Source organism: Pseudomonas parafulva, assembly GCF_000800255.1.
GTDB classification, from domain to species: Bacteria; Pseudomonadota; Gammaproteobacteria; order Pseudomonadales; family Pseudomonadaceae; genus Aquipseudomonas; species Aquipseudomonas boreofloridensis.
Genome location: NZ_CP009747.1, coordinates 1 through 22,203 on the forward strand (window position 1 = coordinate 1; position 22,203 = coordinate 22,203).

At 62.8% G+C, this 22,203-nt stretch carries 12 protein-coding genes, 2 tRNA genes and 3 rRNA genes; 13 read left to right on the top strand and 4 right to left on the bottom strand.

The genetic code is table 11. The features are described 5' to 3' along the window. From NJ69_RS00005 to NJ69_RS00055, 11 genes are all read left to right on the top strand, one after another. Positions 1–1,065 (top strand): 16S ribosomal RNA (locus NJ69_RS00005). An 86-nt stretch (positions 1,066–1,151) separates the two neighbouring features. After that, positions 1,152–1,228: transfer RNA gene (locus NJ69_RS00010), tRNA-Ile, on the top strand. 37 nt (positions 1,229–1,265) lie between these two features. Further along, positions 1,266–1,341 (top strand) — tRNA-Ala (locus tag NJ69_RS00015). Positions 1,342–1,595: 254 nt separating this feature from the next. Then, positions 1,596–4,486 (top strand): 23S ribosomal RNA (locus tag NJ69_RS00020). 137 nt (positions 4,487–4,623) lie between these two features. Beyond that, positions 4,624–4,739 (top strand): 5S ribosomal RNA (rrf, locus tag NJ69_RS00025). Together the 16S, 23S and 5S rRNA genes with 2 tRNA genes alongside form the textbook arrangement of a ribosomal RNA operon. 150 nt (positions 4,740–4,889) lie before the next feature. Continuing rightward, on the top strand, positions 4,890–8,372 hold the full coding sequence (gene recC / locus NJ69_RS00030; protein ID WP_039575033.1) for an exodeoxyribonuclease V subunit gamma: 3,483 nt from the start codon (positions 4,890–4,892) through the stop codon (positions 8,370–8,372). Further along, complete coding sequence (gene recB / locus NJ69_RS00035) at positions 8,369–12,046, top strand: exodeoxyribonuclease V subunit beta (RefSeq protein WP_039575035.1); 3,678 nt, start codon at positions 8,369–8,371, stop codon at positions 12,044–12,046. The genes recC and recB overlap by 4 nt, the downstream gene beginning before the upstream one ends. Continuing rightward, complete coding sequence (gene recD / locus NJ69_RS00040) at positions 12,043–14,118, top strand: exodeoxyribonuclease V subunit alpha (protein ID WP_039575037.1); 2,076 nt, start codon at positions 12,043–12,045, stop codon at positions 14,116–14,118. The genes recB and recD overlap by 4 nt, the downstream gene beginning before the upstream one ends. A 76-nt stretch (positions 14,119–14,194) precedes the next feature. Then, positions 14,195–14,770: a YfiR family protein gene (locus NJ69_RS00045; RefSeq protein ID WP_369811554.1), complete on the top strand. Its 576-nt coding sequence runs from the start codon at positions 14,195–14,197 to the stop codon at positions 14,768–14,770. Then, positions 14,767–16,035 carry a diguanylate cyclase domain-containing protein gene (locus tag NJ69_RS00050; protein WP_039575039.1) on the top strand — a complete coding sequence of 423 codons (1,269 nt, stop codon included), beginning with the start codon at positions 14,767–14,769 and terminating at the stop codon, positions 16,033–16,035. The genes NJ69_RS00045 and NJ69_RS00050 overlap by 4 nt, the downstream gene beginning before the upstream one ends. A gap of 3 nt (positions 16,036–16,038) precedes the next feature. After that, entirely contained in the window at positions 16,039–16,539 is a 501-nt protein-coding gene (locus tag NJ69_RS00055) for an OmpA family protein (RefSeq protein WP_052191951.1), read from the top strand. A gap of 31 nt (positions 16,540–16,570) precedes the next feature. On the opposite strand, the gene NJ69_RS00060 is transcribed toward NJ69_RS00055, so the two are convergent. Then, the gene (locus NJ69_RS00060; RefSeq protein WP_039575041.1) at positions 16,571–17,521 is read right to left on the bottom strand and encodes a LysR family transcriptional regulator; all 951 of its coding nucleotides are present in this window, start codon (positions 17,519–17,521) and stop codon (positions 16,571–16,573) included. Positions 17,522–17,652: 131 nt separating this feature from the next. On the opposite strand from NJ69_RS00060, the gene NJ69_RS00065 reads away from it, so the two are divergent. Together NJ69_RS00065 and mmsB are read left to right on the top strand one after the other, a co-directional pair. Further along, positions 17,653–19,176: a CoA-acylating methylmalonate-semialdehyde dehydrogenase gene (locus tag NJ69_RS00065; RefSeq protein ID WP_039575043.1), complete on the top strand. Its 1,524-nt coding sequence runs from the start codon at positions 17,653–17,655 to the stop codon at positions 19,174–19,176. Positions 19,177–19,186: 10 nt separating this feature from the next. Next, a complete protein-coding gene (mmsB, locus tag NJ69_RS00070; RefSeq protein WP_039575045.1) occupies positions 19,187–20,080 on the top strand; it encodes a 3-hydroxyisobutyrate dehydrogenase in 894 nt (297 codons plus the stop codon). A gap of 103 nt (positions 20,081–20,183) precedes the next feature. Here mmsB and NJ69_RS00075 read toward each other — a convergent pair whose 3' ends face one another. From NJ69_RS00075 to NJ69_RS00085, 3 genes are all read right to left on the bottom strand, one after another. Beyond that, positions 20,184–20,528: a cupin domain-containing protein gene (locus NJ69_RS00075; protein WP_029613387.1), complete on the bottom strand. Its 345-nt coding sequence runs from the start codon at positions 20,526–20,528 to the stop codon at positions 20,184–20,186. A 114-nt stretch (positions 20,529–20,642) separates the two neighbouring features. Next, entirely contained in the window at positions 20,643–21,575 is a 933-nt protein-coding gene (locus NJ69_RS00080) for a phosphatidate cytidylyltransferase (protein WP_039575048.1), read from the bottom strand. Position 21,576: 1 nt separating this feature from the next. Beyond that, positions 21,577–22,200 (bottom strand): lysophospholipid acyltransferase family protein, encoded by a 624-nt coding sequence (locus NJ69_RS00085; RefSeq protein WP_039575050.1) that lies wholly within the window; start codon positions 22,198–22,200, stop codon positions 21,577–21,579. Positions 22,201–22,203: the final 3 nt, after the last annotated feature.

Below are 22,203 nucleotides of genomic sequence, written 5' to 3' on the forward strand. Positions count from 1 at the left end.
TTTGACGTTACCGACAGAATAAGCACCGGCTAACTCTGTGCCAGCAGCCGCGGTAATACAGAGGGTGCAAGCGTTAATCGGAATTACTGGGCGTAAAGCGCGCGTAGGTGGTTTGTTAAGTTGGATGTGAAAGCCCGGGCTCAACCTGGGAACTGCATCCAAAACTGGCAAGCTAGAGTACGGTAGAGGGTGGTGGAATTTCCTGTGTAGCGGTGAAATGCGTAGATATAGGAAGGAACACCAGTGGCGAAGGCGACCACCTGGACTGATACTGACACTGAGGTGCGAAAGCGTGGGGAGCAAACAGGATTAGATACCCTGGTAGTCCACGCCGTAAACGATGTCAACTAGCCGTTGGAATCCTTGAGATTTTAGTGGCGCAGCTAACGCATTAAGTTGACCGCCTGGGGAGTACGGCCGCAAGGTTAAAACTCAAATGAATTGACGGGGGGCCCGCACAAGCGGTGGAGCATGTGGTTTAATTCGAAGCAACGCGAAGAACCTTACCAGGCCTTGACATGCAGAGAACTTTCCAGAGATGGATTGGTGCCTTCGGGAACTCTGACACAGGTGCTGCATGGCTGTCGTCAGCTCGTGTCGTGAGATGTTGGGTTAAGTCCCGTAACGAGCGCAACCCTTGTCCTTAGTTACCAGCACGTTATGGTGGGCACTCTAAGGAGACTGCCGGTGACAAACCGGAGGAAGGTGGGGATGACGTCAAGTCATCATGGCCCTTACGGCCTGGGCTACACACGTGCTACAATGGTCGGTACAGAGGGTTGCCAAGCCGCGAGGTGGAGCTAATCTCACAAAACCGATCGTAGTCCGGATCGCAGTCTGCAACTCGACTGCGTGAAGTCGGAATCGCTAGTAATCGCGAATCAGAATGTCGCGGTGAATACGTTCCCGGGCCTTGTACACACCGCCCGTCACACCATGGGAGTGGGTTGCACCAGAAGTAGCTAGTCTAACCTTCGGGGGACGGTTACCACGGTGTGATTCATGACTGGGGTGAAGTCGTAACAAGGTAGCCGTAGGGGAACCTGCGGCTGGATCACCTCCTTAATCGAAGACATCAGCCTGCTGATGAGCTCCCACACGAATTGCTTGATTCATTGTGAAAAGACGATGCTGTAACGCGACCCTGTTATAGGTCTGTAGCTCAGTTGGTTAGAGCGCACCCCTGATAAGGGTGAGGTCGGCAGTTCAAATCTGCCCAGACCTACCAATTACTTGGTGCGGCCTACGAGATGTAGCAGATACACGGGGCCATAGCTCAGCTGGGAGAGCGCCTGCCTTGCACGCAGGAGGTCAGCGGTTCGATCCCGCTTGGCTCCACCACCTTTGTACAGCACTGTTAGAACTCAGAAATGAGCATTCGCGCGTCGTGTTGACGCCGCGTTGGAATGTTGATTTCTGGCTTTTGCCAGATCGTTCTTTAAAAATTCGGATATGTGATAGATACAGACTGATGACCAGTTTCACTGCTGGAAATCAGGCTGAGGTAAAATTTGTGAGTTCTGCTCGAAAGAGCGACGTGCGAATTTTCGGCGAATGTCGTCTTCACAGTATAACCAGATTGCTTGGGGTTATATGGTCAAGTGAAGAAGCGCATACGGTGGATGCCTTGGCAGTCAGAGGCGATGAAAGACGTGGTAGCCTGCGATAAGCTTTGGGGAGTCGGCAAACAGACTGTGATCCAGAGATCTCTGAATGGGGGAACCCACCTAGGATAACCTAGGTATCTTGTACTGAATCCATAGGTGCAAGAGGCGAACCAGGGGAACTGAAACATCTAAGTACCCTGAGGAATAGAAATCAACCGAGATTCCCTTAGTAGTGGCGAGCGAACGGGGACCAGCCCTTAAGTTGATTTGAGATTAGTGGAACGCTCTGGAAAGTGCGGCCATAGTGGGTGATAGCCCCGTACACGAAAGTCTCTTTTCAATGAAATCGAGTAGGACGGAGCACGAGAAACTTTGTCTGAACATGGGGGGACCATCCTCCAAGGCTAAATACTACTGACTGACCGATAGTGAACCAGTACCGTGAGGGAAAGGCGAAAAGAACCCGGAGAGGGGAGTGAAATAGAACCTGAAACCGTATGCGTACAAGCAGTGGGAGCCTACTTTGTTAGGTGACTGCGTACCTTTTGTATAATGGGTCAGCGACTTATATTCAGTGGCGAGCTTAACCGAATAGGGGAGGCGTAGCGAAAGCGAGTCTTAATAGGGCGCTTAGTCGCTGGGTATAGACCCGAAACCGGGCGATCTATCCATGGGCAGGTTGAAGGTTAGGTAACACTGACTGGAGGACCGAACCGACTACCGTTGAAAAGTTAGCGGATGACCTGTGGATCGGAGTGAAAGGCTAATCAAGCTCGGAGATAGCTGGTTCTCCTCGAAAGCTATTTAGGTAGCGCCTCATGTATCACTGCTGGGGGTAGAGCACTGTTTCGGCTAGGGGGTCATCCCGACTTACCAAACCGATGCAAACTCCGAATACCAGCAAGTGCCGAGCATGGGAGACACACGGCGGGTGCTAACGTCCGTCGTGAAAAGGGAAACAACCCAGACCGTCAGCTAAGGTCCCAAAGTCATGGTTAAGTGGGAAACGATGTGGGAAGGCTTAGACAGCTAGGAGGTTGGCTTAGAAGCAGCCATCCTTTAAAGAAAGCGTAATAGCTCACTAGTCGAGTCGGCCTGCGCGGAAGATGTAACGGGGCTCAAACCATGCACCGAAGCTACGGGTATCACCTTTGGTGATGCGGTAGAGGAGCGTTCTGTAAGCCTGTGAAGGTGAGTTGAGAAGCTTGCTGGAGGTATCAGAAGTGCGAATGCTGACATGAGTAACGACAATGCGAGTGAAAAACTCGCACGCCGAAAGACCAAGGTTTCCTGCGCAACGTTAATCGACGCAGGGTTAGTCGGTCCCTAAGGCGAGGCTGAAAAGCGTAGTCGATGGAAAACAGGTTAATATTCCTGTACTTGCAGTTATTGCGATGGAGGGACGGAGAAGGCTAGGCCAGCCTGGCGTTGGTTGTCCAGGTTTAAGGTGGTAGGCTGAAATCTTAGGCAAATCCGGGATTTCAAGGCCGAGAGCTGATGACGAGTTGCCTTTAGGCGACGAAGTGGTTGATGCCATGCTTCCAAGAAAAGCTCCTAAGCTTCAGATAACTGGGAACCGTACCCCAAACCGACACAGGTGGTTAGGTAGAGAATACCAAGGCGCTTGAGAGAACTCGGGTGAAGGAACTAGGCAAAATGGCACCGTAACTTCGGGAGAAGGTGCGCCGGCGAGGGTGAAGGACTTGCTCCATAAGCCCATGCCGGTCGAAGATACCAGGCCGCTGCGACTGTTTATTAAAAACACAGCACTCTGCAAACACGAAAGTGGACGTATAGGGTGTGACGCCTGCCCGGTGCCGGAAGGTTAATTGATGGGGTTAGCGCAAGCGAAGCTCTTGATCGAAGCCCCGGTAAACGGCGGCCGTAACTATAACGGTCCTAAGGTAGCGAAATTCCTTGTCGGGTAAGTTCCGACCTGCACGAATGGCGTAACGATGGCGGCGCTGTCTCCACCCGAGACTCAGTGAAATTGAAATCGCTGTGAAGATGCAGTGTATCCGCGGCTAGACGGAAAGACCCCGTGAACCTTTACTATAGCTTTGCACTGGACTTTGAGCTTGCTTGTGTAGGATAGGTGGGAGGCTTTGAAGTGGGGACGCCAGTTCTCATGGAGCCATCCTTGAAATACCACCCTGGCAACCTTGAGGTTCTAACTCAGGTCCGTGATCCGGATCGAGGACAGTGTATGGTGGGTAGTTTGACTGGGGCGGTCTCCTCCCAAAGAGTAACGGAGGAGTACGAAGGTGCGCTCAGACCGGTCGGAAATCGGTCGTAGAGTATAAAGGCAAAAGCGCGCTTGACTGCGAGACAGACACGTCGAGCAGGTACGAAAGTAGGTCTTAGTGATCCGGTGGTTCTGTATGGAAGGGCCATCGCTCAACGGATAAAAGGTACTCCGGGGATAACAGGCTGATACCGCCCAAGAGTTCATATCGACGGCGGTGTTTGGCACCTCGATGTCGGCTCATCACATCCTGGGGCTGAAGCCGGTCCCAAGGGTATGGCTGTTCGCCATTTAAAGTGGTACGCGAGCTGGGTTTAGAACGTCGTGAGACAGTTCGGTCCCTATCTGCCGTGGACGTTTGAGATTTGAGAGGGGCTGCTCCTAGTACGAGAGGACCGGAGTGGACGAACCTCTGGTGTTCCGGTTGTCACGCCAGTGGCATTGCCGGGTAGCTATGTTCGGAAGAGATAACCGCTGAAAGCATCTAAGCGGGAAACTTGCCTCAAGATGAGATCTCACTGGGATCTAGAATCCCCTGAAGGGCCGTCGAAGACTACGACGTTGATAGGTGGGGTGTGTAAGCGCTGTGAGGCGTTGAGCTAACCCATACTAATTGCCCGTGAGGCTTGACCATATAACACCCAAGCAATTTGAGCGTGAGCGCCGAATTGTGGTGGTGAAGACGAGAGAACCGAAAGTTCGCGACGAACCACAGAATCACATATCCGAATAGGCTGGGGTGTCCGTAAGGACGCACTGGCAACCGAATTTCTTGACGACCATAGAGCATTGGAACCACCTGATCCCATCCCGAACTCAGCAGTGAAACGATGCATCGCCGATGGTAGTGTGGGGTTTCCCCATGTGAGAGTAGGTCATCGTCAAGATTCATTTCGCAAAACCCCTATCTGCGTGAGCAGGTAGGGGTTTTGTCTTTTCACGACCCTCAAAACAAGGCCATTCCAAGAGGCGCATTGCTGCCACTCTCGCCACCCAGTATGGTTCCGTCAGCGAATCCGTTTTCCAGAGAACCCGCAATGGCCACCACCACCTCACTGCAACCCGGTTTCATGATCGTTCAGGGCAACCGCCTCGACGAGCTGCGCAGCCTGGTGGTGAGCGTCATGCGTAATTACCCGTTGGCTCCGCTGGAAAACGAAATCGCCCTGGTGCAGAGCAACGGCATCGCCCAATGGCTCAAGCTCGCATTGGCCGAAGACCCTGAAGACGATGACCAGGGCGGCTGCGGTATCGCGGCCGCGATCGATGTGCAGTTGCCCGGCAGTTTCATGTGGCAACTCTACCGTCGCGTGCTGGGCCGTGATCAGATTCCAGAAGTTTCGCTGCTCGACAAAGCCCCATTGACCTGGCGCCTGATGCGCCTGCTGCCGGCCCTGATCGAGCGCCCCCATTTCGAGCCGCTCAAACGCTTCCTCACTGACGACACGGACCTGCGCAAACGCTACCAGTTGGCTGAACGTCTGGCCGACCTGTTCGACCAATACCAGGTCTATCGCGCCGATTGGCTCAAAGACTGGGCCTCAGGCCACCACGTACTCAACACCGCCCGTGGCGAGCGCAAGCCTTTGGCGGACGGCAATCGCTGGCAGGCCGAATTGTGGCGGGCGCTGCTGGACGATGTCGGAGCAGAGGGCATGGCGCAAAGCCGCGCCGGTGTGCATCAGCGCTTCATCGAGCGAGTCGATGCCTTGGAGCACGCGCCCCCGGGATTGCCTGCGCGGGTGATGGTGTTCGGTATCTCATCGCTGCCCGCCCAAACCCTCGAAGCACTGGCCGGTCTGGCCCGCTTCAGCCAAGTGCTGCTGTGCGTACACAACCCCTGCCGCCACCACTGGGGCGACATCGTCGCCGACAAGGACCTGCTCCGGCATCAGTACAAGCGTCTGCAGCGTAAACACAGCATGCCGCTGCAACTGGACGATGAGGCGCTTCATCAGCACGCCCATCCCCTGTTGGCCGCCTGGGGCAAGCAAGGCCGTGACTACATCAACCTGCTCGACAGCTACGATGACCCTGGCAGCTACCGTGGTGTCTTCAGCGACGGCCGTATCGACTTGTTCAGCGAGGCGCAACCGCTGACGTTGCTCAATCAGTTGCAGGACGACATCCTCGAGTTGCGCCCGCTTTCGGAAACCCGCGAAACCTGGCCGGCCGTCAATGCCGCGAGCGACCGCTCGATTCGTTTTCACGTGGCGCACAGTCCGCAGCGCGAGGTCGAGATCCTGCACGATCAACTGCTCGCTCGGTTCAGCAACGACCCGACGCTGCGCCCACGCGATGTCATCGTCATGCTACCGGCCATCGACGACTATGCCCCGCATATCCGCGCCGTGTTCGGTCAACTCGACCGCCATGACCCGCGCTACATCCCCTTCACCCTCACCGACCAGGGCCAGCGTGGCCGCGATCCGCTGCTCATCGCCCTGGAGCACCTGCTCAAGCTGCCCGACAGCCGCTTTGCCGTCAGCGAGATCCTCGACCTGCTTGACGTGCCCGCGCTGCGCGCACGCTTCGGCATCAAGCAAAGCGACCTGCCGACCTTGCACCGCTGGATCGAAGGCGCAGGCATCCGTTGGGGCCTGAGCGGCGAGCAGCGAGCCAGCCTCGGCCTGCCGGAGGGGCTGGAACAGAACAGTTGGCGATTCGGCTTGCGGCGTATGCTGCTGGGCTATGCGGTAGGTGTCGGTGAAGGCTGTGACGGCATCGAGCCGTTCGATGAGATCGGCGGCCTCGATGCCGCCCTGATCGGTCCGCTGGTCGCCTTGCTGGATGCGTTGGAAGTGGCCTGCCAGCACCTCGCCGAACCTGCCAGCGTTCAGCAGTGGGGCGCGCGCCTGCATGCCCTGCTGCAGGTGTTCTTCCTGGCCGAGGAAGAACATGACGAACTGCTGCTGGTCGAGTTGCAGGACCTGCGCGACACCTGGCTGGAAACCTGCGAAACGGTCGGCTTGGACGAACAACTGCCCCTGACGGTCGTGCGCGAGGCCTGGTTGTCGGGTCTCGATCAAGGCAAGTTGTCGCAACGCTTCCTGGCTGGCTCGGTGAATTTCTGCACACTGATGCCCATGCGCGCCATTCCCTTCCGCATCGTCTGCCTGCTGGGCATGAACGACGGCGATTACCCGCGCGCCCAGCCGCCGTTGGATTTCGATCTGATGGCCAGCGACTACCGACCCGGCGATCGCTCACGACGCGAGGACGACCGCTACTTGCTGCTCGAAGCGCTGCTCTCGGCCCGCGATCAGCTGTATGTCAGTTGGGTCGGGCGCAGTATCCGCGACAACAGCGAGCGCCCGGCGTCGGTATTGATCGGTCAATTGCGCGATCACCTCGCCGCCGGCTGGCAGTTGGCCGGTGCCGAGCAGGGCGAACGCGACGATTCTGGTCAACAATTGCTGCACGCGCTCACCCAGGAACATCCGTTGCAGCCGTTCAGTCAGCGCTACTTCCAGAAGGACAGCCCGCTGTTCAGCTATGCCCACGAGTGGCAGGTGTTGCACCAGCCTGATCAAACAGCGATCCCGGACACCCTGGTACTGCCAGCGTACGAGAGCGAAGAGCCGCTGACCCTGACCCAGTTGCAGGACTTTCTCCGTCATCCGGTGAGGCATTTCTTCAGTCAGCGGCTCAAAGTGTTTTTCGAAGCCCTGCAAGCGCCCACTCCCGACGAAGAGCCCTTCGTGCTGGATGCCCTGCAGCGCTACAGCCTGAGCGAGCGCCTGCTCGATGCCGCACTGACCGCGACTGACGACCCGGAGCAGGCCTTGCATAGCCAAGCGCGGCGCTTGCAAGCCTGTGGGCTGCTGCCGTTGGCGGGCTTTGGCGAGTCGCTGCAGGTTGAACTGATCCAGCCACTGCCTGATTTGCTGACACGGCACCGCCAACTATTGCAGCGCTGGCCCCGCGTGGTCGAAGGTGCGCTGCCGATTCGTTTCGAGCGTGGCGCCCTGCGCCTGGAAGGTTGGTTGGGCCGTGTCTATCAAGGCGATGGCGAGGACTTGCTGAGCATTACCACCGTCCCGAACAGCCTCGGCGCCGGGCGCAACAGCCTTAAGTGGCATCGCTTGATCCCGGCGTGGGTCATGCACCTTGCCGCCTGCGCCGTGGGTTATCCACTGCACACCGCGCTGGTGGCCAGCGACCAGACCCTGCTGCTCGCGCCTCTGCCCACCGCCCAGGCCAGCGATCTGCTCGCCGACCTGCTGGTCGCGCGTCAAGCGGGCATGAATGCGCCCCTGCCGGTGGCGCCGAAAACCGCTTTCGCCTGGCTCGCTCAGTCAGACCCGGACAAAGCCCAGGCCGCTGCGGCGAAGGCCTACGAAGGCGATGGCCAGAACAGTTTCGGCGAGCGCAGCGAAAGCCTTGCGCTGATCCGTCAGTTCCGCGACTTCGCCGCACTCACGGCCGACGAAACCTTCGAAGGCTGGTGCGAAGCCCTGTATCGACCTCTGTTCACTGCCGCCTGGAAAACCCAGGACTCGCCGGAGACCGCCGCATGACCCAGGCCCGGCCTCTGGCCCTGAGCTTTCCCCTGCACGGCAGCCAACTGATCGAAGCCAGTGCCGGCACCGGCAAGACCTTCACCATCTCCGCACTCTACCTGCGCCTGATTCTGGGCCACGGCGGCGAACACGGCTTTGGCCGCGAATTGCTGCCTCCGCAGATCCTTGTGGTGACCTTCACCGATGCCGCCACCAAGGAGCTGCGCGAGCGCATTCGCACACGCCTGGCCGAGGCGGCGCGCTTTTTCCGTGGAGAGTTGGACGGCGCCGACCCCTTGCTGTATCAACTGCGCGACGACTATCCACACGACCACTGGCCGCGGTGCGCCAGTCGCCTGGAAGTGGCGGTGCAGTGGATGGACGAAGCGGCGGTCTCGACCATCCATGGCTGGTGTCAGCGCATGCTGCGCGAGCATGCCTTCGACAGCGGCAGCCTGTTCACCCAGAGCCTGGAGATCGATCACAGTGAACTGCTCGGCCAAGTCATGCGCGATTACTGGCGGCGCTTCTGCTATGGCATGCACGGCGAGGCGCTGGCCTGGGTGCGCAGCCATTGGCTCAGCCCGGATGCATTGCTGCCGCGTATCCGCCCGCTGTTCGGGCGCTTTCCCGCTGACGTCGAAGGCCCTGAGCCGCAAGCGCTGATCGACGCCGCCCTGGCGCAACGCCAGCAGCAACTGCAGGCGCTCAAGGCGCCCTGGGCGCGATGGGCCGATGAGTTGCAGGAGATCTGTCGCGCAGCGGTGGCCGCCAAGCAGGCTGACGGGCGCAAGCTACAGGCGCGCTTCTTCGAGCCCTGGTTCGACAAGCTGCGCACCTGGGCCGGCGATGATCAGCTCATGGAGCTCGACCTGGGTACGGGCTTCACCCGCTTGACCCCGGACGGGATGGCCGAAGCCTGGAAGTCCGGCCAACCGCCCGAGCACCCGGCACTGCAAGCCATGACCGAGCTGCGCGCTCAATTGCAGGCGTTACCCGGCCCCGATGCGGCAGTGCTTGGGCATGCCGCCGGCTGGGTCGCGGCGCGCTTCGAGGTGGAAAAACGCCGACGCGCGGAAATGGGCTTCGACGACATGCTCCTGCGCCTGGAACAGGCCTTGCGTGGCGAGGCCGGCGAACGTTTGGCCGGGCTGATTCGCGAGCAGTTCCCGGTGGCGCTGATCGATGAGTTCCAGGACACCGACCCGGTGCAGTACGGCATCTTCGAGCGCATCTATCGCATTGCCGAGAATCGTCGCGAAACCGGCCTGTTCATGATCGGCGACCCCAAGCAGGCGATCTACGCTTTCCGCGGCGCCGATATCTTCACCTACCTGGACGCCCGGCGAGCCACTGCCGGACGCCTGCACAGCCTGGACACCAACTACCGCTCCAGCCAGGCCATGGTCCAGGCGGTCAACAGCACCTTCCTGTTGGCCGAGCGGCGTGCGCAGGGGCGCGGTGCCTTCCTGTTCCGCGAGGCCGATGACAACCCGCTGCCCTTCGTCGAAGTGCGCGCCAAGGGCCGCAGCGAACGCCTGCTGATCGACGGTCAAGCGTGCGCCGCGTTGCAGTGCTGGCACCTGCCCAGCGACGAACCGCTGTCCAGCAGCCAGTACCGTCAGCAATTGGCGGCGCGCTGCGCCAGCCATATCGTGGCGTTGCTCATGGGCGGCCAGCTCGGGGTGAGTGGCTTCGCTGATGAACAGGGTGCGTTACGTGGCTGCCGTCCGTCGGACATCGCCATTCTGGTGCGCGATGGCCGCGAAGCGCAGATGATCCGCAGCGCGCTGACTGCGCGCGGCGTGCGCAGCGTCTATCTGTCCGACAAGGATTCGGTGTTCGCCGCGCAAGAGGCTCACGACCTGCTGGCCTGGCTCAAGGCGTGCGCCGAGCCCGACGCCGAACGTCTGCTCAAGGCTGCCTTGGCCAGCCTGACGCTGGACCTGCCGTTAATGGAGCTCGAGCGTCTGAATCAAGACGAGCGGGTTTGGGAGGCCTGGGTCATGCGCTTTCGCCTGTATCGCGAAACCTGGCAGCGCCAGGGTGTGCTGCCCATGCTGCGTCGCCTGCTGCACGACTTCCAGTTGCCGCGCAGCCTGATCGGCCGCAGCGATGGCGAGCGTGTGCTGACCAACCTGCTGCACCTGGCCGAACTGCTGCAGCAGGCGGCCGGCGAGCTGGACGGCGAGCAGGCGCTGATTCGTCATTTGAGCGAGCAACTGGCCAATGCCGCGCAGGCGGGCGAGGAGCAGATCCTGCGCCTGGAAAGCGACGAGCAACTGGTCAAGGTGGTGACCATCCACAAGTCCAAAGGCCTGGAGTACCCGCTGGTCTACCTGCCGTTCATCTGCACCAGCAAGGCCGTGGACGGTCAGCGCCTGCCCTTGGCCTGGCACGACCGTGACGGTCAGCCATTGCTGACCCTCAGCCCCACAGCCGAACAGATCGCCCTGGCCGATGACGAACGCCTGGCCGAAGACCTGCGCCTGCTCTATGTCGCCCTGACCCGCGCCCAGCATGCCTGCTGGCTTGGGGTGGCCGACCTCAAGCGCGGCAACCAGAAAAGCTCGCAGTTGCACCGCTCGGCCCTGGGCTACCTGCTCGGTGGCGGACAGCCGCTGTCCGACTCCGCTCAGTTGGCCGACTGGTTGCAGACGCTGTGCGCGCAAAGCGCTGCGATTGCCTGCCCAGCGCTGCCCGAGGTCGATGACCAGGTCTACCAGGCCCCGCGTCACGGTACGCAATGGCGAGCTGCACTCAAGCCACGACGGGCGGCGACGGAGCAGTGGTGGATTGCGTCCTACAGTGCGTTGCGCGTGGGTGACCAGAACGTGTTGGCCGACAGTTCCCAGGCCCAGCAACTGCTCGACGACGAAAGCATCGATCCGCAACTGCTGCGCGAGGTGCCGCCGGAAAACGGTGATATCCACCGTTTCCCACGCGGACCGAACCCCGGCACCTTCCTCCACGGCTTGTTGGAATGGGCCGGCCGCGAGGGGTTCGCCGAGATCGCCAGCCAGCCCGCGTTGATCGAGCGTACCGTGGGCCAGCGCTGCAATCGTCGCGACTGGAGTGGCTGGATTCCCACGCTCAGCCAATGGTTGCAGCACCTGCTCATTCAGGACTTACCGCTAGCTTCCGAGGGTACGCTGCTGCGCTTGGCGCACCTGCAGCAGTACCAGATCGAGATGGAGTTCTGGTTTGCCAGCCACCGGGTCGACGTGCGCCGTCTCGACCAACTCGTCGTGCGCCACACCCACAGCGGCGCCGCGCGCCCGGCGGCACTGGCCAGTCAGCTCAATGGCATGTTCAAAGGCTTCATCGACCTGGCCTTCGAACTGGACGGTCGCTACTACGTGGCCGACTACAAATCCAATTGGCTCGGCCCGGACGGCAATGCCTACAACGCCCTGGCCATGGAGCAGGCGATTCTCGATCATCGCTACGACCTGCAGTACGTGCTGTACCTGCTGGCCCTGCACCGCCAACTGCGCGCGCGCCTGCCCGACTATGACTACGACCGCCATGTCGGCGGCGCGCTGTTCATTTTCCTGCGCGGCACCGGCAGTGCCGGTCGCGGCCTGTACGCGGTGCGGCCACCCCGTGAGCTGATCGAACAGCTCGATGCGCTGTTTCGCGGCGATCTCCAGCCCGAACAGCAGGACCTGTTTGCCGGAGCCACACCATGAGCCGCACCCTCGACGACCTGTTGCCCACCCCGTTGCAGGCCGAGCACCTGGCGGCCTTGGCGCCGCTTGCCGACAGCCACGATCTGCTGGCGCTGTTGGACCGGTGGGTCGAACGCGGCTGGTTGCGTGCGCTGGATCGCGCGTTCGTCAGCTTTCTCGCGGAGCGTGAGCCGGGCGGCGATCCGTTGGTGCTGCTGGCGGCGGCGTTGGCCAGTCATCAGTTGGGGCATGGGCATGTGTGCCTGGACCTGGAGCAGACGCTGGCCGAGCCTGACTTCGCGCTGTCGCTGCCGCCGGAGGGCGACGCCCTGGCCGGACCGTTGCTGCTGCCCTCACAACTGCTCGCCGCCCTCGAACCCGCCCTCTGGCGGCAGCGTATCGCAGCGAGTGGACTGGTGGCCGATGGCGATAGCGCCGGGCATGAGGCGCGGCCGCTGGTGCTCAGTGCTCAGCGCCTGTATCTACGCCGCTACTGGCGCTATGAGCGGCGTGTCGACCACTCGCTGCAGCAGCGCATCGCGACCCACGAAGCGATTCCCCACGACCTGCCGGCGCGTCTGGCGCAGTTGTTCGAAGGCGGTGCTCCGGCTGGCCAGGTGGACTGGCAGAAGCTCGCCTGCGCCCTGGCCACCCGCGCCGCCTTCAGCATCGTTACCGGCGGCCCTGGGACCGGCAAGACCACCACCGTGGTGCGCTTGCTGGCCCTGCTCCAAGGCCCGGCAGTGGAGCAGGGCAGGCCTTTGCGCATCCGCCTGGCGGCGCCCACCGGCAAGGCGGCAGCGCGCCTGACCGAGTCCATCGGTCAGCAAGTCGAGCGCTTGCAGGTGGACGCTACGCTGCGTGCGCAGATTCCCACCGAGGTGAGCACGGTGCACCGCCTGCTCGGCAGTCGCCCCGGCTCGCGGCATTTCCGCCACCACGCCGGTAACCCGCTGCCGCTGGATGTCCTGGTGGTGGATGAAGCGTCGATGATCGACCTGGAAATGATGGCCAACCTGCTCGACGCCTTGCCAAGCCGCGCGCGCCTGGTGCTGCTCGGCGACAAGGACCAGTTGGCGTCGGTGGAAGCCGGCGCGGTGCTGGGCGATCTGTGTCGCTATGCCGAGGAGGGGCGCTACACGGCGGCGACCCAGGCCTGGCTGGAGCAGGTCGGTGGCCAGTCGTTGCATGACAGCGGGCTGCTGCCTGGCGATGCGCAGCAGCATGCCCTGGCGCAGCAGGTGGTGATGCTGCGTCACTCCCGGCGCTTCGGTGAAGGCAGCGGTATTGGTCGGCTGGCACGGTGGGTCAACCTGCAGCAGGCCGAGCAGGCGCGCGCGCTGCTCAGCCTGCCGCCGGACGATGTGTTCGGCCTGGCGCTGCGCGGCGAGCACGACCGGGCCTTCGACCGTCTGTTGCTGGAGGGGCTGGGGCGTGGCGAAGAGGGGCCCCAGGGTTACCGCAGTTACCTGCGTACCCTCGGCCGCCATCGGCCGGCACCGGGTACACCGGCTGACGCGAGCGATTGGGAGCACTGGGCGGCGCGGGTGCTGGGCAGCTTCGAGGGTTTCCAGTTGCTGTGTGCCGTGCGCCGCGGTGCCTGGGGTGTGGAGGGTCTGAACGAACGGGTGGCGCGGGTGCTGCACGGCGCCGGCCTGATCGATACACGCCTGCCGTGGTACGAGGGGCGACCCGTGCTGGTCACCCGCAACGATTACGGCCTGGGCTTGATGAATGGCGATATCGGCATTGCCCTGCGGCTGCCGGACGAGACGGGTGAAACCTCGCTGCGCGTAGCATTCGCGCGCAACGACGGTTCAGGCGGCGTACGCTTCGTGCTGCCCAGCCGGCTCAACGAGGTGGAAACCGTCTTCGCCATGACGGTGCACAAGTCCCAGGGTTCGGAATTCAGTCACACCGCCCTGGTGCTGCCCGATGCGCTGAACCCAGTACTCACCAAAGAGCTGATCTATACCGGTATCACCCGTGCCAAAGCCTGCTTCAGCTTGATCGAGCCGCGAGCCGGCGTGTTCGAGGAGGCCGTCAAGCGCAAGGTGCGACGGATTTCTGGCCTTGCGCTGGAAAATATCTGACATTCGTCAATACCTTGGCATCGCGGCCTTGTGCTATCGTGCGACACATCTGAATTTAACTTGAGAAGTTTCCTAGATGTCAGTGGTTGTCTCGCCTCGGTGGCGGGTGGCGAACTGTGCGTTGTCGCTGTTGATCGTCGCCCTGTCGTCGTTCGCCGAGCCTGCGCGGGCGTATGCGCCGGCCACTGCGGTGCAGGTGCAACAGCGCGCCAAGGCAGTGACCCAAGTGGTCCTGGGAATCTTCAGCTACGCCCGGTGGCCGGTGGAGCCCGCGCCCTTGCGCCTGTGCCTGATCGGTCCCACCGAGTACGCCGATGACCTGATCAAGGGCGAGCTGCAGACTGCATCGCAACCCTTGCAGGTGCGTCGTCTGCTGGCCGACGACCCCCGCACCGCCGAGACCTGCGATGCGGTGTATATCGGTCGACTCGACACGGGTGAGCGTGATCGGCTGTTCAACGCGCTGGTCGGCCATCCGGTGCTGAGCATCAGCGAGGCGGACGACCCGTGTACGGTCGGCAGTCTGTTCTGCCTGCGCGTCGAGGACGAGCAGGTGAGTTTCGCGGTCAACCTCGACTCGGTGGCGCGCAGCGGCTTGCGTATTCATCCCAGCGTGCTGCAATTGTCGCGGCGTCGGGCTGCGCAGCCATGACCTCTCGCCTCACGCGCAGACGCCGGCCGACCTTGCGCGCCGCACTCGGCCGCGGCCATCTGGCCATCGCCCTGCTGGCGGTCGGCCTGGCCGGTATCTCGGGAACCTTGCTCGGCGTTGCCGCCCTGCGTGTGCATGCCAATCACAACCTGGAACTGATCGCCCGCTCGATCAGCTACACCGTGGAAGCCGCGGTGGTGTTCGACGACAGCCCCGCCGCCAGTGAGGCCCTGGCAGTGATCGCAGGCAGCGAGGAGGTCGCCGACGCCAAGGTCTTCGCCCTCGACGGCGATCTGCTCGCGCACTGGCAGCGCGACGACACCGGGCTGCTTGCACCGCTGGAGCGCCAGGTGGCGAAGGCCTTGCTGGACGAGCCCATCTATCGGCCCATCGTCCACCAGCAGCGCACGGTCGGGCATATCGAGCTGACCGGGCAGGGCGGCAGCCTGCTGCGCTTCCTGCTCAGCGGGGTGTTCGGCATTCTCTGCTGCATCCTGCTCAGCACGCTGGTCGCCCTGCACCTGTCGCGCCGTCTGTTCGGCGATATCGTCCGACCGCTGCGCAGCCTGGCCAGCGTCGCCCACGCCGCCCGCCGCGAGCGCAGTTTCGACCGACGCGTCCCCGAGGCACGTATCGCCGAGCTCAACGAACTGGGTACCGACTTCAATGCCCTGCTCGACGAACTGGAAGTCTGGCAAAGCCACCTGCAAAGCGAAAACGCGACCCTGGCTCACCAGGCCAGCCACGATAGCCTGACCGGCCTGCCCAACCGCGCGTTCTTCGAAGGACGTCTCAACCGCAGCCTGCGCAACGCCGCCCGCCTTCAAGACCACATGGCGGTGCTGTTTCTCGACAGCGATCACTTCAAGCAGATCAACGACAGCCTCGGCCATGCGGTGGGCGACGAGGTGCTGATCAACGTCGCCAGTCGCGTACGCGCACAATTGCGCGAGCACGACCTGGTGGCGCGCCTGGGCGGCGATGAATTCGCCGTGCTGCTGACCCCGCTGCACTCGCGTGAAGACGCCGAGCGCATCGCCGACAAGATCGTCGCCAGCATGCGCTTGCCGATCCAGCTCGACGATGGCCGCCGCGTGCCCAGTGCGTTGAGTGTCGGTATCGCCTTCTACCCGGACGATGGCCAGGACCCGGCCAGTCTGCTCAATGCCGCCGATGCGGCGATGTACCAGGCCAAGCGCAGCCGTCGCGGCCACCGGCAAGCGGCGCGTGGTGACTGGGCCACGGACCCCGATGACAGGAGCTGAACCGTGACACACCCTTTTTACCGCCAGCCGCTCGCCTGGCTGGCTTTGTTGCTGGCACTGACCGCGTTGAGTGCGTGCAAGACGGCGCCGCCCGTCGGCCTGAGTCCCGAGCAAATCGCTGTGCTGCAGCGCGAGGGCTTTACCCCCAGCGAAGAGGGCTGGGCGTTCGATCTGTCTGGCAAGGTGCTGTTCGGCAGCGATCTGGACCGGCTCAACGGGCAAAGCCAGGCAATCGTCGAACGCGTTGGCCGCGCGTTGCTGTCGGTGGGCATCCAGCGGGTGCGCGTCGATGGTCATGCCGATGCCTCGGGCAAGGCGGCGTACAACCAGCAGTTGTCCGAGCGCCGTGCGCAGAGCGTGGCGCAGGCGCTGGTGGGGATCGGTATGCCGCCAGGCGATATCCAGACGCGCGGGTTGGGCAGCCGCCAGCCGGTGGCCGACAACCGCACCAGCGCCGGCCGTACCGAGAACCGGCGGGTGTCGATCGTGGTGGGCGCCAATTGAAAGACGAGTGTGCGGCTAACGCCCGTCGCCCTCAGTCCTGCGCGAACACCATCTCGCGCGTCTGGCCCATCAGCAACGGCGCATTTGCCTCAGTCACCTCGCGGATGTAGTCCCACAGCAGGGTGATGCGCTTCAACTTGCGCAGATCCTCCCGGCAGTACATCCAGAACTGCCGTGTCACCTCGACCTCATCTTCCAGCACCGTCACCAGCCGCGCGTCCTGCGCTGCCAGGAAGCACGGCAGGATTGCCAGGCCACGCCCTTGCAGTGCGGCGGTGTACTGGGCGATCACGCTGGTGCTGCGCAGGTGGGCATGGGCGTTGGGGATCAGGTTCGCCAGGTACAGCAACTCGGAACTGAAGGCCAGGTCGTCGACGTAGCTGATGAAAGGGTGCTGCGCCAGGTCGGCCACCTCGCCAATCGGCGCGTGGTTGTCCAGGTATTCCCGGGTGGCATACAGCCGCAGGCGGTAGTCGCACAGCTTGCAGCAGACATACGGCCCGTGCTCCGGGCGCTCCAGGGCGATGACGATGTCCGCCTCGCGCTTGGACAGGCTGATGAAGTGGGGCAGCGGCAGGATATCCACCGAGATCGCTGGCCAGGTGTCGACGAAGCGGCTCAGTTGCGGGGTGACGAAGAAGCTGCCGAAGCCCTCGGTGCAGCCCATGCGCACATGCCCCGACAACGCCACGCCGGAGCCGGACACCTGTTCGCAGGCCATGTGCAAGGTGCTTTCGATCGACTCGGCGTAGCCCAGCAGGCGCTGACCTTCGGCGGTGAGTACGAAGCCGTTGGTGCGCGACTTCTCGAACAACAGCGTGCCCATGGCACCTTCCAGCGAGCTGACGCGTCGCGACACCGTGGTGTAGTCCACCGACAGGCGTTTGGCGGCGCTGCTGGCCTTGCGCGTGCGCGCCACTTCGAGGAAGAACTTGAGGTCGTCCCAGTTCAGCGCGCTGAGGGAGGTCAGGTCTTTTTGCATGTTGATCCGGTTTTTTTGTGCATTCTTGTTGGATGTTTGCACATCTATACTCGAACTCACTCCCTGCACGCCACCCCGTTCGCTGCGGCGTAGGCGTCTTCGTTCCGACAATAATTCCAAGGAGAGCGCAGATGAACGCACCCCACACCCCCACGACCCAGGTGCAGCAGGCCAAGTTGTTGATCGACGGGCAATGGGTGGAGTCGACCACTCAGCAATGGCGCGACGTGGTCAATCCGGCCACCCAGCAGGTACTGGCGCGCGTGCCGTTCGCCACCGCCGCCGAAGTCGACGCCGCCATCGCTGCCGCCCAGCGTGCCTTCAAGACCTGGCGTGACACGCCGATCGGTGCGCGCATGCGCATCATGCTCAAGCTGCAGGCGCTGATCCGCGAGCACAGCAAGCGCATCGCCGCGACCCTGAGCGCCGAGCAAGGCAAGACCCTGGCCGATGCCGAGGGCGACATCTTCCGCGGTCTGGAAGTGGTGGAGCACGCCGCGTCCATCGGCACCCTGCAGATGGGCGAGTTCGCCGAGAACGTGGCCGGTGGCGTCGACACCTACACCTTGCGCCAGCCGATCGGCGTGTGCGCCGGTATCACCCCGTTCAACTTCCCGGCGATGATTCCGCTGTGGATGTTCCCCATGGCCATCGTCTGTGGCAACACCTTCGTGCTCAAGCCGTCCGAGCAAGATCCGCTGTCGACGCTGATGCTGGTCGAGCTGGCGCTGGAAGCCGGGGTGCCGGCGGGCGTGCTGAACGTGGTGCACGGTGGCAAGCAGGTGGTCGATGCGCTGTGCACCCACCAGGACATCAAGGCGGTTTCCTTCGTCGGCTCGACCGAGGTCGGCACCCACGTGTACAACCTTGCCAGTCAGCACGGCAAGCGCGTGCAGTCGATGATGGGCGCCAAGAACCACGCCGTGGTGCTGCCCGACGCCAACCGCACCCAAACCATCAACGCGCTGGTCGGCGCGGCCTTCGGTGCAGCCGGCCAGCGCTGCATGGCCACCTCGGTGGCGGTGCTGGTGGGCAAGGCCCGCGAGTGGCTGCCGGACATCAAGGCGGCGGCGAGCAGGCTCAAGGTCAACGCTGGCAGCGAGCCCGGGACCGACGTCGGTCCGGTGGTGTCCAAGCGCGCCAAGGAGCGCGTGCTGGGGCTGATCGACAGCGGCGTGAAGGAAGGCGCCACGCTCGAGCTGGACGGCCGTGACGTGCAGGTGCCGGGCTTCGAGCACGGCAACTTCGTCGGCCCGACCCTGTTCTCCGGTGTGACCACCGACATGCAGATCTACACCCAGGAAATTTTCGGCCCGGTGTTGGTCACGCTTGAAGTCGACACCCTCGATGAGGCCATCGCCCTGGTCAACGCCAACCCGTTCGGCAACGGCACCGGCTTGTTCACCCAGAGCGGTGCGGCGGCACGCAAGTTCCAGAGCGAGATCGACGTCGGCCAGGTCGGCATCAACATCCCGATCCCGGTGCCGGTGCCGTTCTTCAGCTTCACCGGTTCGCGCGGCTCCAAGCTGGGCGATCTGGGCCCCTATGGCAAACAGGTGGTGCAGTTCTATACCCAGACCAAGACGGTCACGGCCCGCTGGTTCGACGACGACAGCGTCAACGACGGCGTTAACACCACCATCAGCCTGCGCTAAGGAGTTGGTCATGCGTATCGCATTCATCGGTCTGGGCAACATGGGCGCCCCCATGGCCCGCAACCTGATCAAGGCCGGGCACACACTGAACCTGTTCGACCTCAACAAAACCGTGCTGGCCGAGCTTGCCGAACTGGGCGGGCAAGTCAGCACCTCGCCGAAGGACGCCGCTGCCAGCAGCGAGTTGGTGATCACCATGCTGCCGGCCGCTGCCCACGTGCGCTCGGTGTACCTGAGCGAGGACGACGGTGTGCTCGCCGGCATCAAGCCCGGCACACCGACGTTGGACTGCAGCACCATCGATCCGCAGACCGCCCGCGACGTGTCCAAGGCCGCGGCGGCCAAGGGCATCGACATGGGCGACGCGCCGGTGTCGGGCGGCACCGGTGGTGCCGCGGCGGGGACCTTGACCTTCATGGTCGGCGCCAGCCCCGAGCTGTTCGCCACGCTCAAGCCGGTGCTCGAACAGATGGGCCGCAACATCGTGCACTGCGGTGCAGTGGGCACTGGGCAGATCGCCAAGATCTGCAACAACCTGCTGCTGGGCATCTCCATGATCGGCGTGTCCGAAGCCATGGCCCTGGGCAATGCGCTGGGCATCGACACCCAGGTGCTGGCCGGGATCATCAACAGCTCCACCGGCCGTTGCTGGAGCTCCGATACCTACAACCCTTGGCCCGGTGTGATCGACACCGCGCCGGCTGCACGCGGCTACACCGGTGGCTTTGGTGCCGAACTGATGCTCAAGGACCTGGGCCTGGCCACCGAGGCCGCGCGCCAGGCGCACCAGCCGGTGATTCTCGGTGCAGTCGCGCAGCAGTTGTACCAAGCCATGAGCTTGCGCGGCGAGGGCGGCAAGGACTTCTCGGCGATCGTCGAGGGCTATCGGAAGAAGGACGGCTGAGCTGAACGCAAAAAGGCTACGTGATGCTCCGCTCAGCGGGCTCACACAGCCTTTGTGCACGCGGCCTTGCGTCGCGATGGGCCGCTAGGCGGCCCTTCAGGCGTCAGGCGAACACGAAGTACTTGCGCACGGTCTCCACCACTTCCCAGGTGCCCTTCATGCCGGGCTCGATGACGAACACGTCACCGCCCTTCAGGTGCTTGGGCTCTTCGCCCTCCGGGGTGATGATGCAATAGCCTTCGAGGAAGTGGCAGAACTCCCACTTGTCGTAGTTCACCTCGAACTTGCCGGGCGTGCAGATCCAGGTGCCCATGATCTTGCTGCCGTCGGCCGACAGGTAGGCGTTGAGGTTGACGGTGTGCGGATCGCCGCCGATGCGTTTCCACTTGGTCGCGTTGACGACAGGCGTCGGGCAGGTTTCGCGCAGGACAGTGATGAAGTCGGACATGGCAGAGCTCCTGATGACGGGCTGAATGACCCGTCACCATAGGGGCTGAACGGTGGCTGCGGTTGCCTGGGCTCGACCTTCATGTGTCTGGATGCGCTGTTCGACTCGCTCCAGTCAGGCCCACCAGTAGCGAACGAAGTGGAAGAACACCGGGGCGGCGAAGCACACCGAGTCCATGCGGTCGAGCATGCCGCCGTGGCCTTCGATCATGTGGCCCCAGTCCTTCACCCCACGGTCGCGCTTGATCGCCGACATCACCAGGCCGCCGAAGAAACCCATGGCGTTGACCGTCAACGCCATCAGCGCCGCCTGCCAGAAGTTGAACGGCGTGATCCAGCACAGCAGCGCCCCCACCAAGGTGGCCAGGGCCACGCCGCCGGCCAGGCCTTCGACGGTCTTGGAGGGCGACAGGTTGGGCGCCACCTTGCGCTTGCCGAACAGCTTGCCGCACACGTACTGCAGTACGTCGCTGATCTGCACCACCAGGATCAGCCAGGCGATCAGCAACAGGTTGCGGCCCTCGTAGCCCGGAATGTCCAGCGTCATCAGCGCGGGTACCGACGACACGCAGTACACCGCGATCATCAGCCCCCACTGTACTTTCGAGGCGCGTTCCAGGAAGCGCGTGGTGTCGCCGCCGAAGCTGGCCAGGATCGGCAGCAGCAGGAACAGGTAGACCGGAATGAAGATGCTGAACAGCCCGTACCAGTCCATCCCGATCAGCAGGTATTGCACCGGCAAGGCCACATAGAAGGCTGCCGCCAGCGCCGGGTAATCGCTGCGCCGGGTCGGAGTGAGGGTCATGAATTCGCGCAGGGCGTAGAACGACACGCAGTAGAACAGCACGATCACGCCGTACTTGCCGAACACGAAGGCCAGGCCGATCACCAGCACCATCACCCACCAGGCGTTGATGCGGGCGTTGAGGTTGTCGATCACCGCATGCGGGCCGGGGCCGGCGCGCCATTTCAGCAGGCGACCGATCAGGCTGGCGAGCAGCAGCAGGGCGCCGATGCCGATGAACAGGGACAGGGTGTTGTCTTCCATTTCAGGCTTCCTTCGGGGCCAGGTTCAGCAGGGCCTGCCGGGCCCGCTCGAGAAAGGCCTGCTTGTCTTCATCAGGCTGTACATGCAACGGCTCGCCGAAGCTCAGGGTGCACAGCAACGGCAGCGGCAGGGCGCGGCCTTTGGGCATCACGCGGTTGAGGTTGGCGATCCACACCGGCACCACTTCGATCTGCGGCTGGGCCGAGGCCAGGTGGAACAACCCGCTCTTGAACGGCAGCAGCGGCTCGTCACCCAGATTGCGCGTGCCTTCCGGGAAGAAGATCAGCGAGTCGCCCTGGGCCAGGGCGTCGAGCACCGGTTGCAGGGGATTAGTCTGGGCATCGCTGCGCTGGCGGTCGATGAGCACACCGTTGAACACCTTGCGGATGATGAAGTCGCGCAGGCCCGGCTGGCACCAGTAATCGGCGCCGGCCACCGGCCGCGTGCGCCGCCGTAGCGGCTCGGGCAACGAGGCCCAGAGCAGGACGAAGTCGCCGTGGCTGCTGTGGTTGGCGAAATACAGGCGTTGTATCGGCTGCGGTGTGCAGCCGAGCCAGAGGGCGCGCGCCCCGGTGATCAGGCGCGCGGCGCAGGTGATGGCGAAAGCGGTGATGGCTGGAAGCATGGT

What these genes read in the sequence shown, in the direction of transcription:
- recC (WP_039575033.1), top strand. Translation starts at nt 4,890, where the DNA reads ATGGCCACCACCACCTCACTGCAACCCGGTTTCATGATCGTTCAGGGC.
- recB (WP_039575035.1), top strand. Translation starts at nt 8,369, where the DNA reads ATGACCCAGGCCCGGCCTCTGGCCCTGAGCTTTCCCCTGCACGGCAGC.
- recD (WP_039575037.1), top strand. Translation starts at nt 12,043, where the DNA reads ATGAGCCGCACCCTCGACGACCTGTTGCCCACCCCGTTGCAGGCCGAG.
- NJ69_RS00045 (WP_369811554.1), top strand. Translation starts at nt 14,195, where the DNA reads ATGTCAGTGGTTGTCTCGCCTCGGTGGCGGGTGGCGAACTGTGCGTTG.
- NJ69_RS00050 (WP_039575039.1), top strand. Translation starts at nt 14,767, where the DNA reads ATGACCTCTCGCCTCACGCGCAGACGCCGGCCGACCTTGCGCGCCGCA.
- NJ69_RS00060 (WP_039575041.1), bottom strand. Translation starts at nt 17,521, where the DNA reads ATGCAAAAAGACCTGACCTCCCTCAGCGCGCTGAACTGGGACGACCTC.
- NJ69_RS00065 (WP_039575043.1), top strand. Translation starts at nt 17,653, where the DNA reads ATGAACGCACCCCACACCCCCACGACCCAGGTGCAGCAGGCCAAGTTG.
- mmsB (WP_039575045.1), top strand. Translation starts at nt 19,187, where the DNA reads ATGCGTATCGCATTCATCGGTCTGGGCAACATGGGCGCCCCCATGGCC.
- NJ69_RS00075 (WP_029613387.1), bottom strand. Translation starts at nt 20,528, where the DNA reads ATGTCCGACTTCATCACTGTCCTGCGCGAAACCTGCCCGACGCCTGTC.
- NJ69_RS00080 (WP_039575048.1), bottom strand. Translation starts at nt 21,575, where the DNA reads ATGGAAGACAACACCCTGTCCCTGTTCATCGGCATCGGCGCCCTGCTG.
- NJ69_RS00085 (WP_039575050.1), bottom strand. Translation starts at nt 22,200, where the DNA reads ATGCTTCCAGCCATCACCGCTTTCGCCATCACCTGCGCCGCGCGCCTG.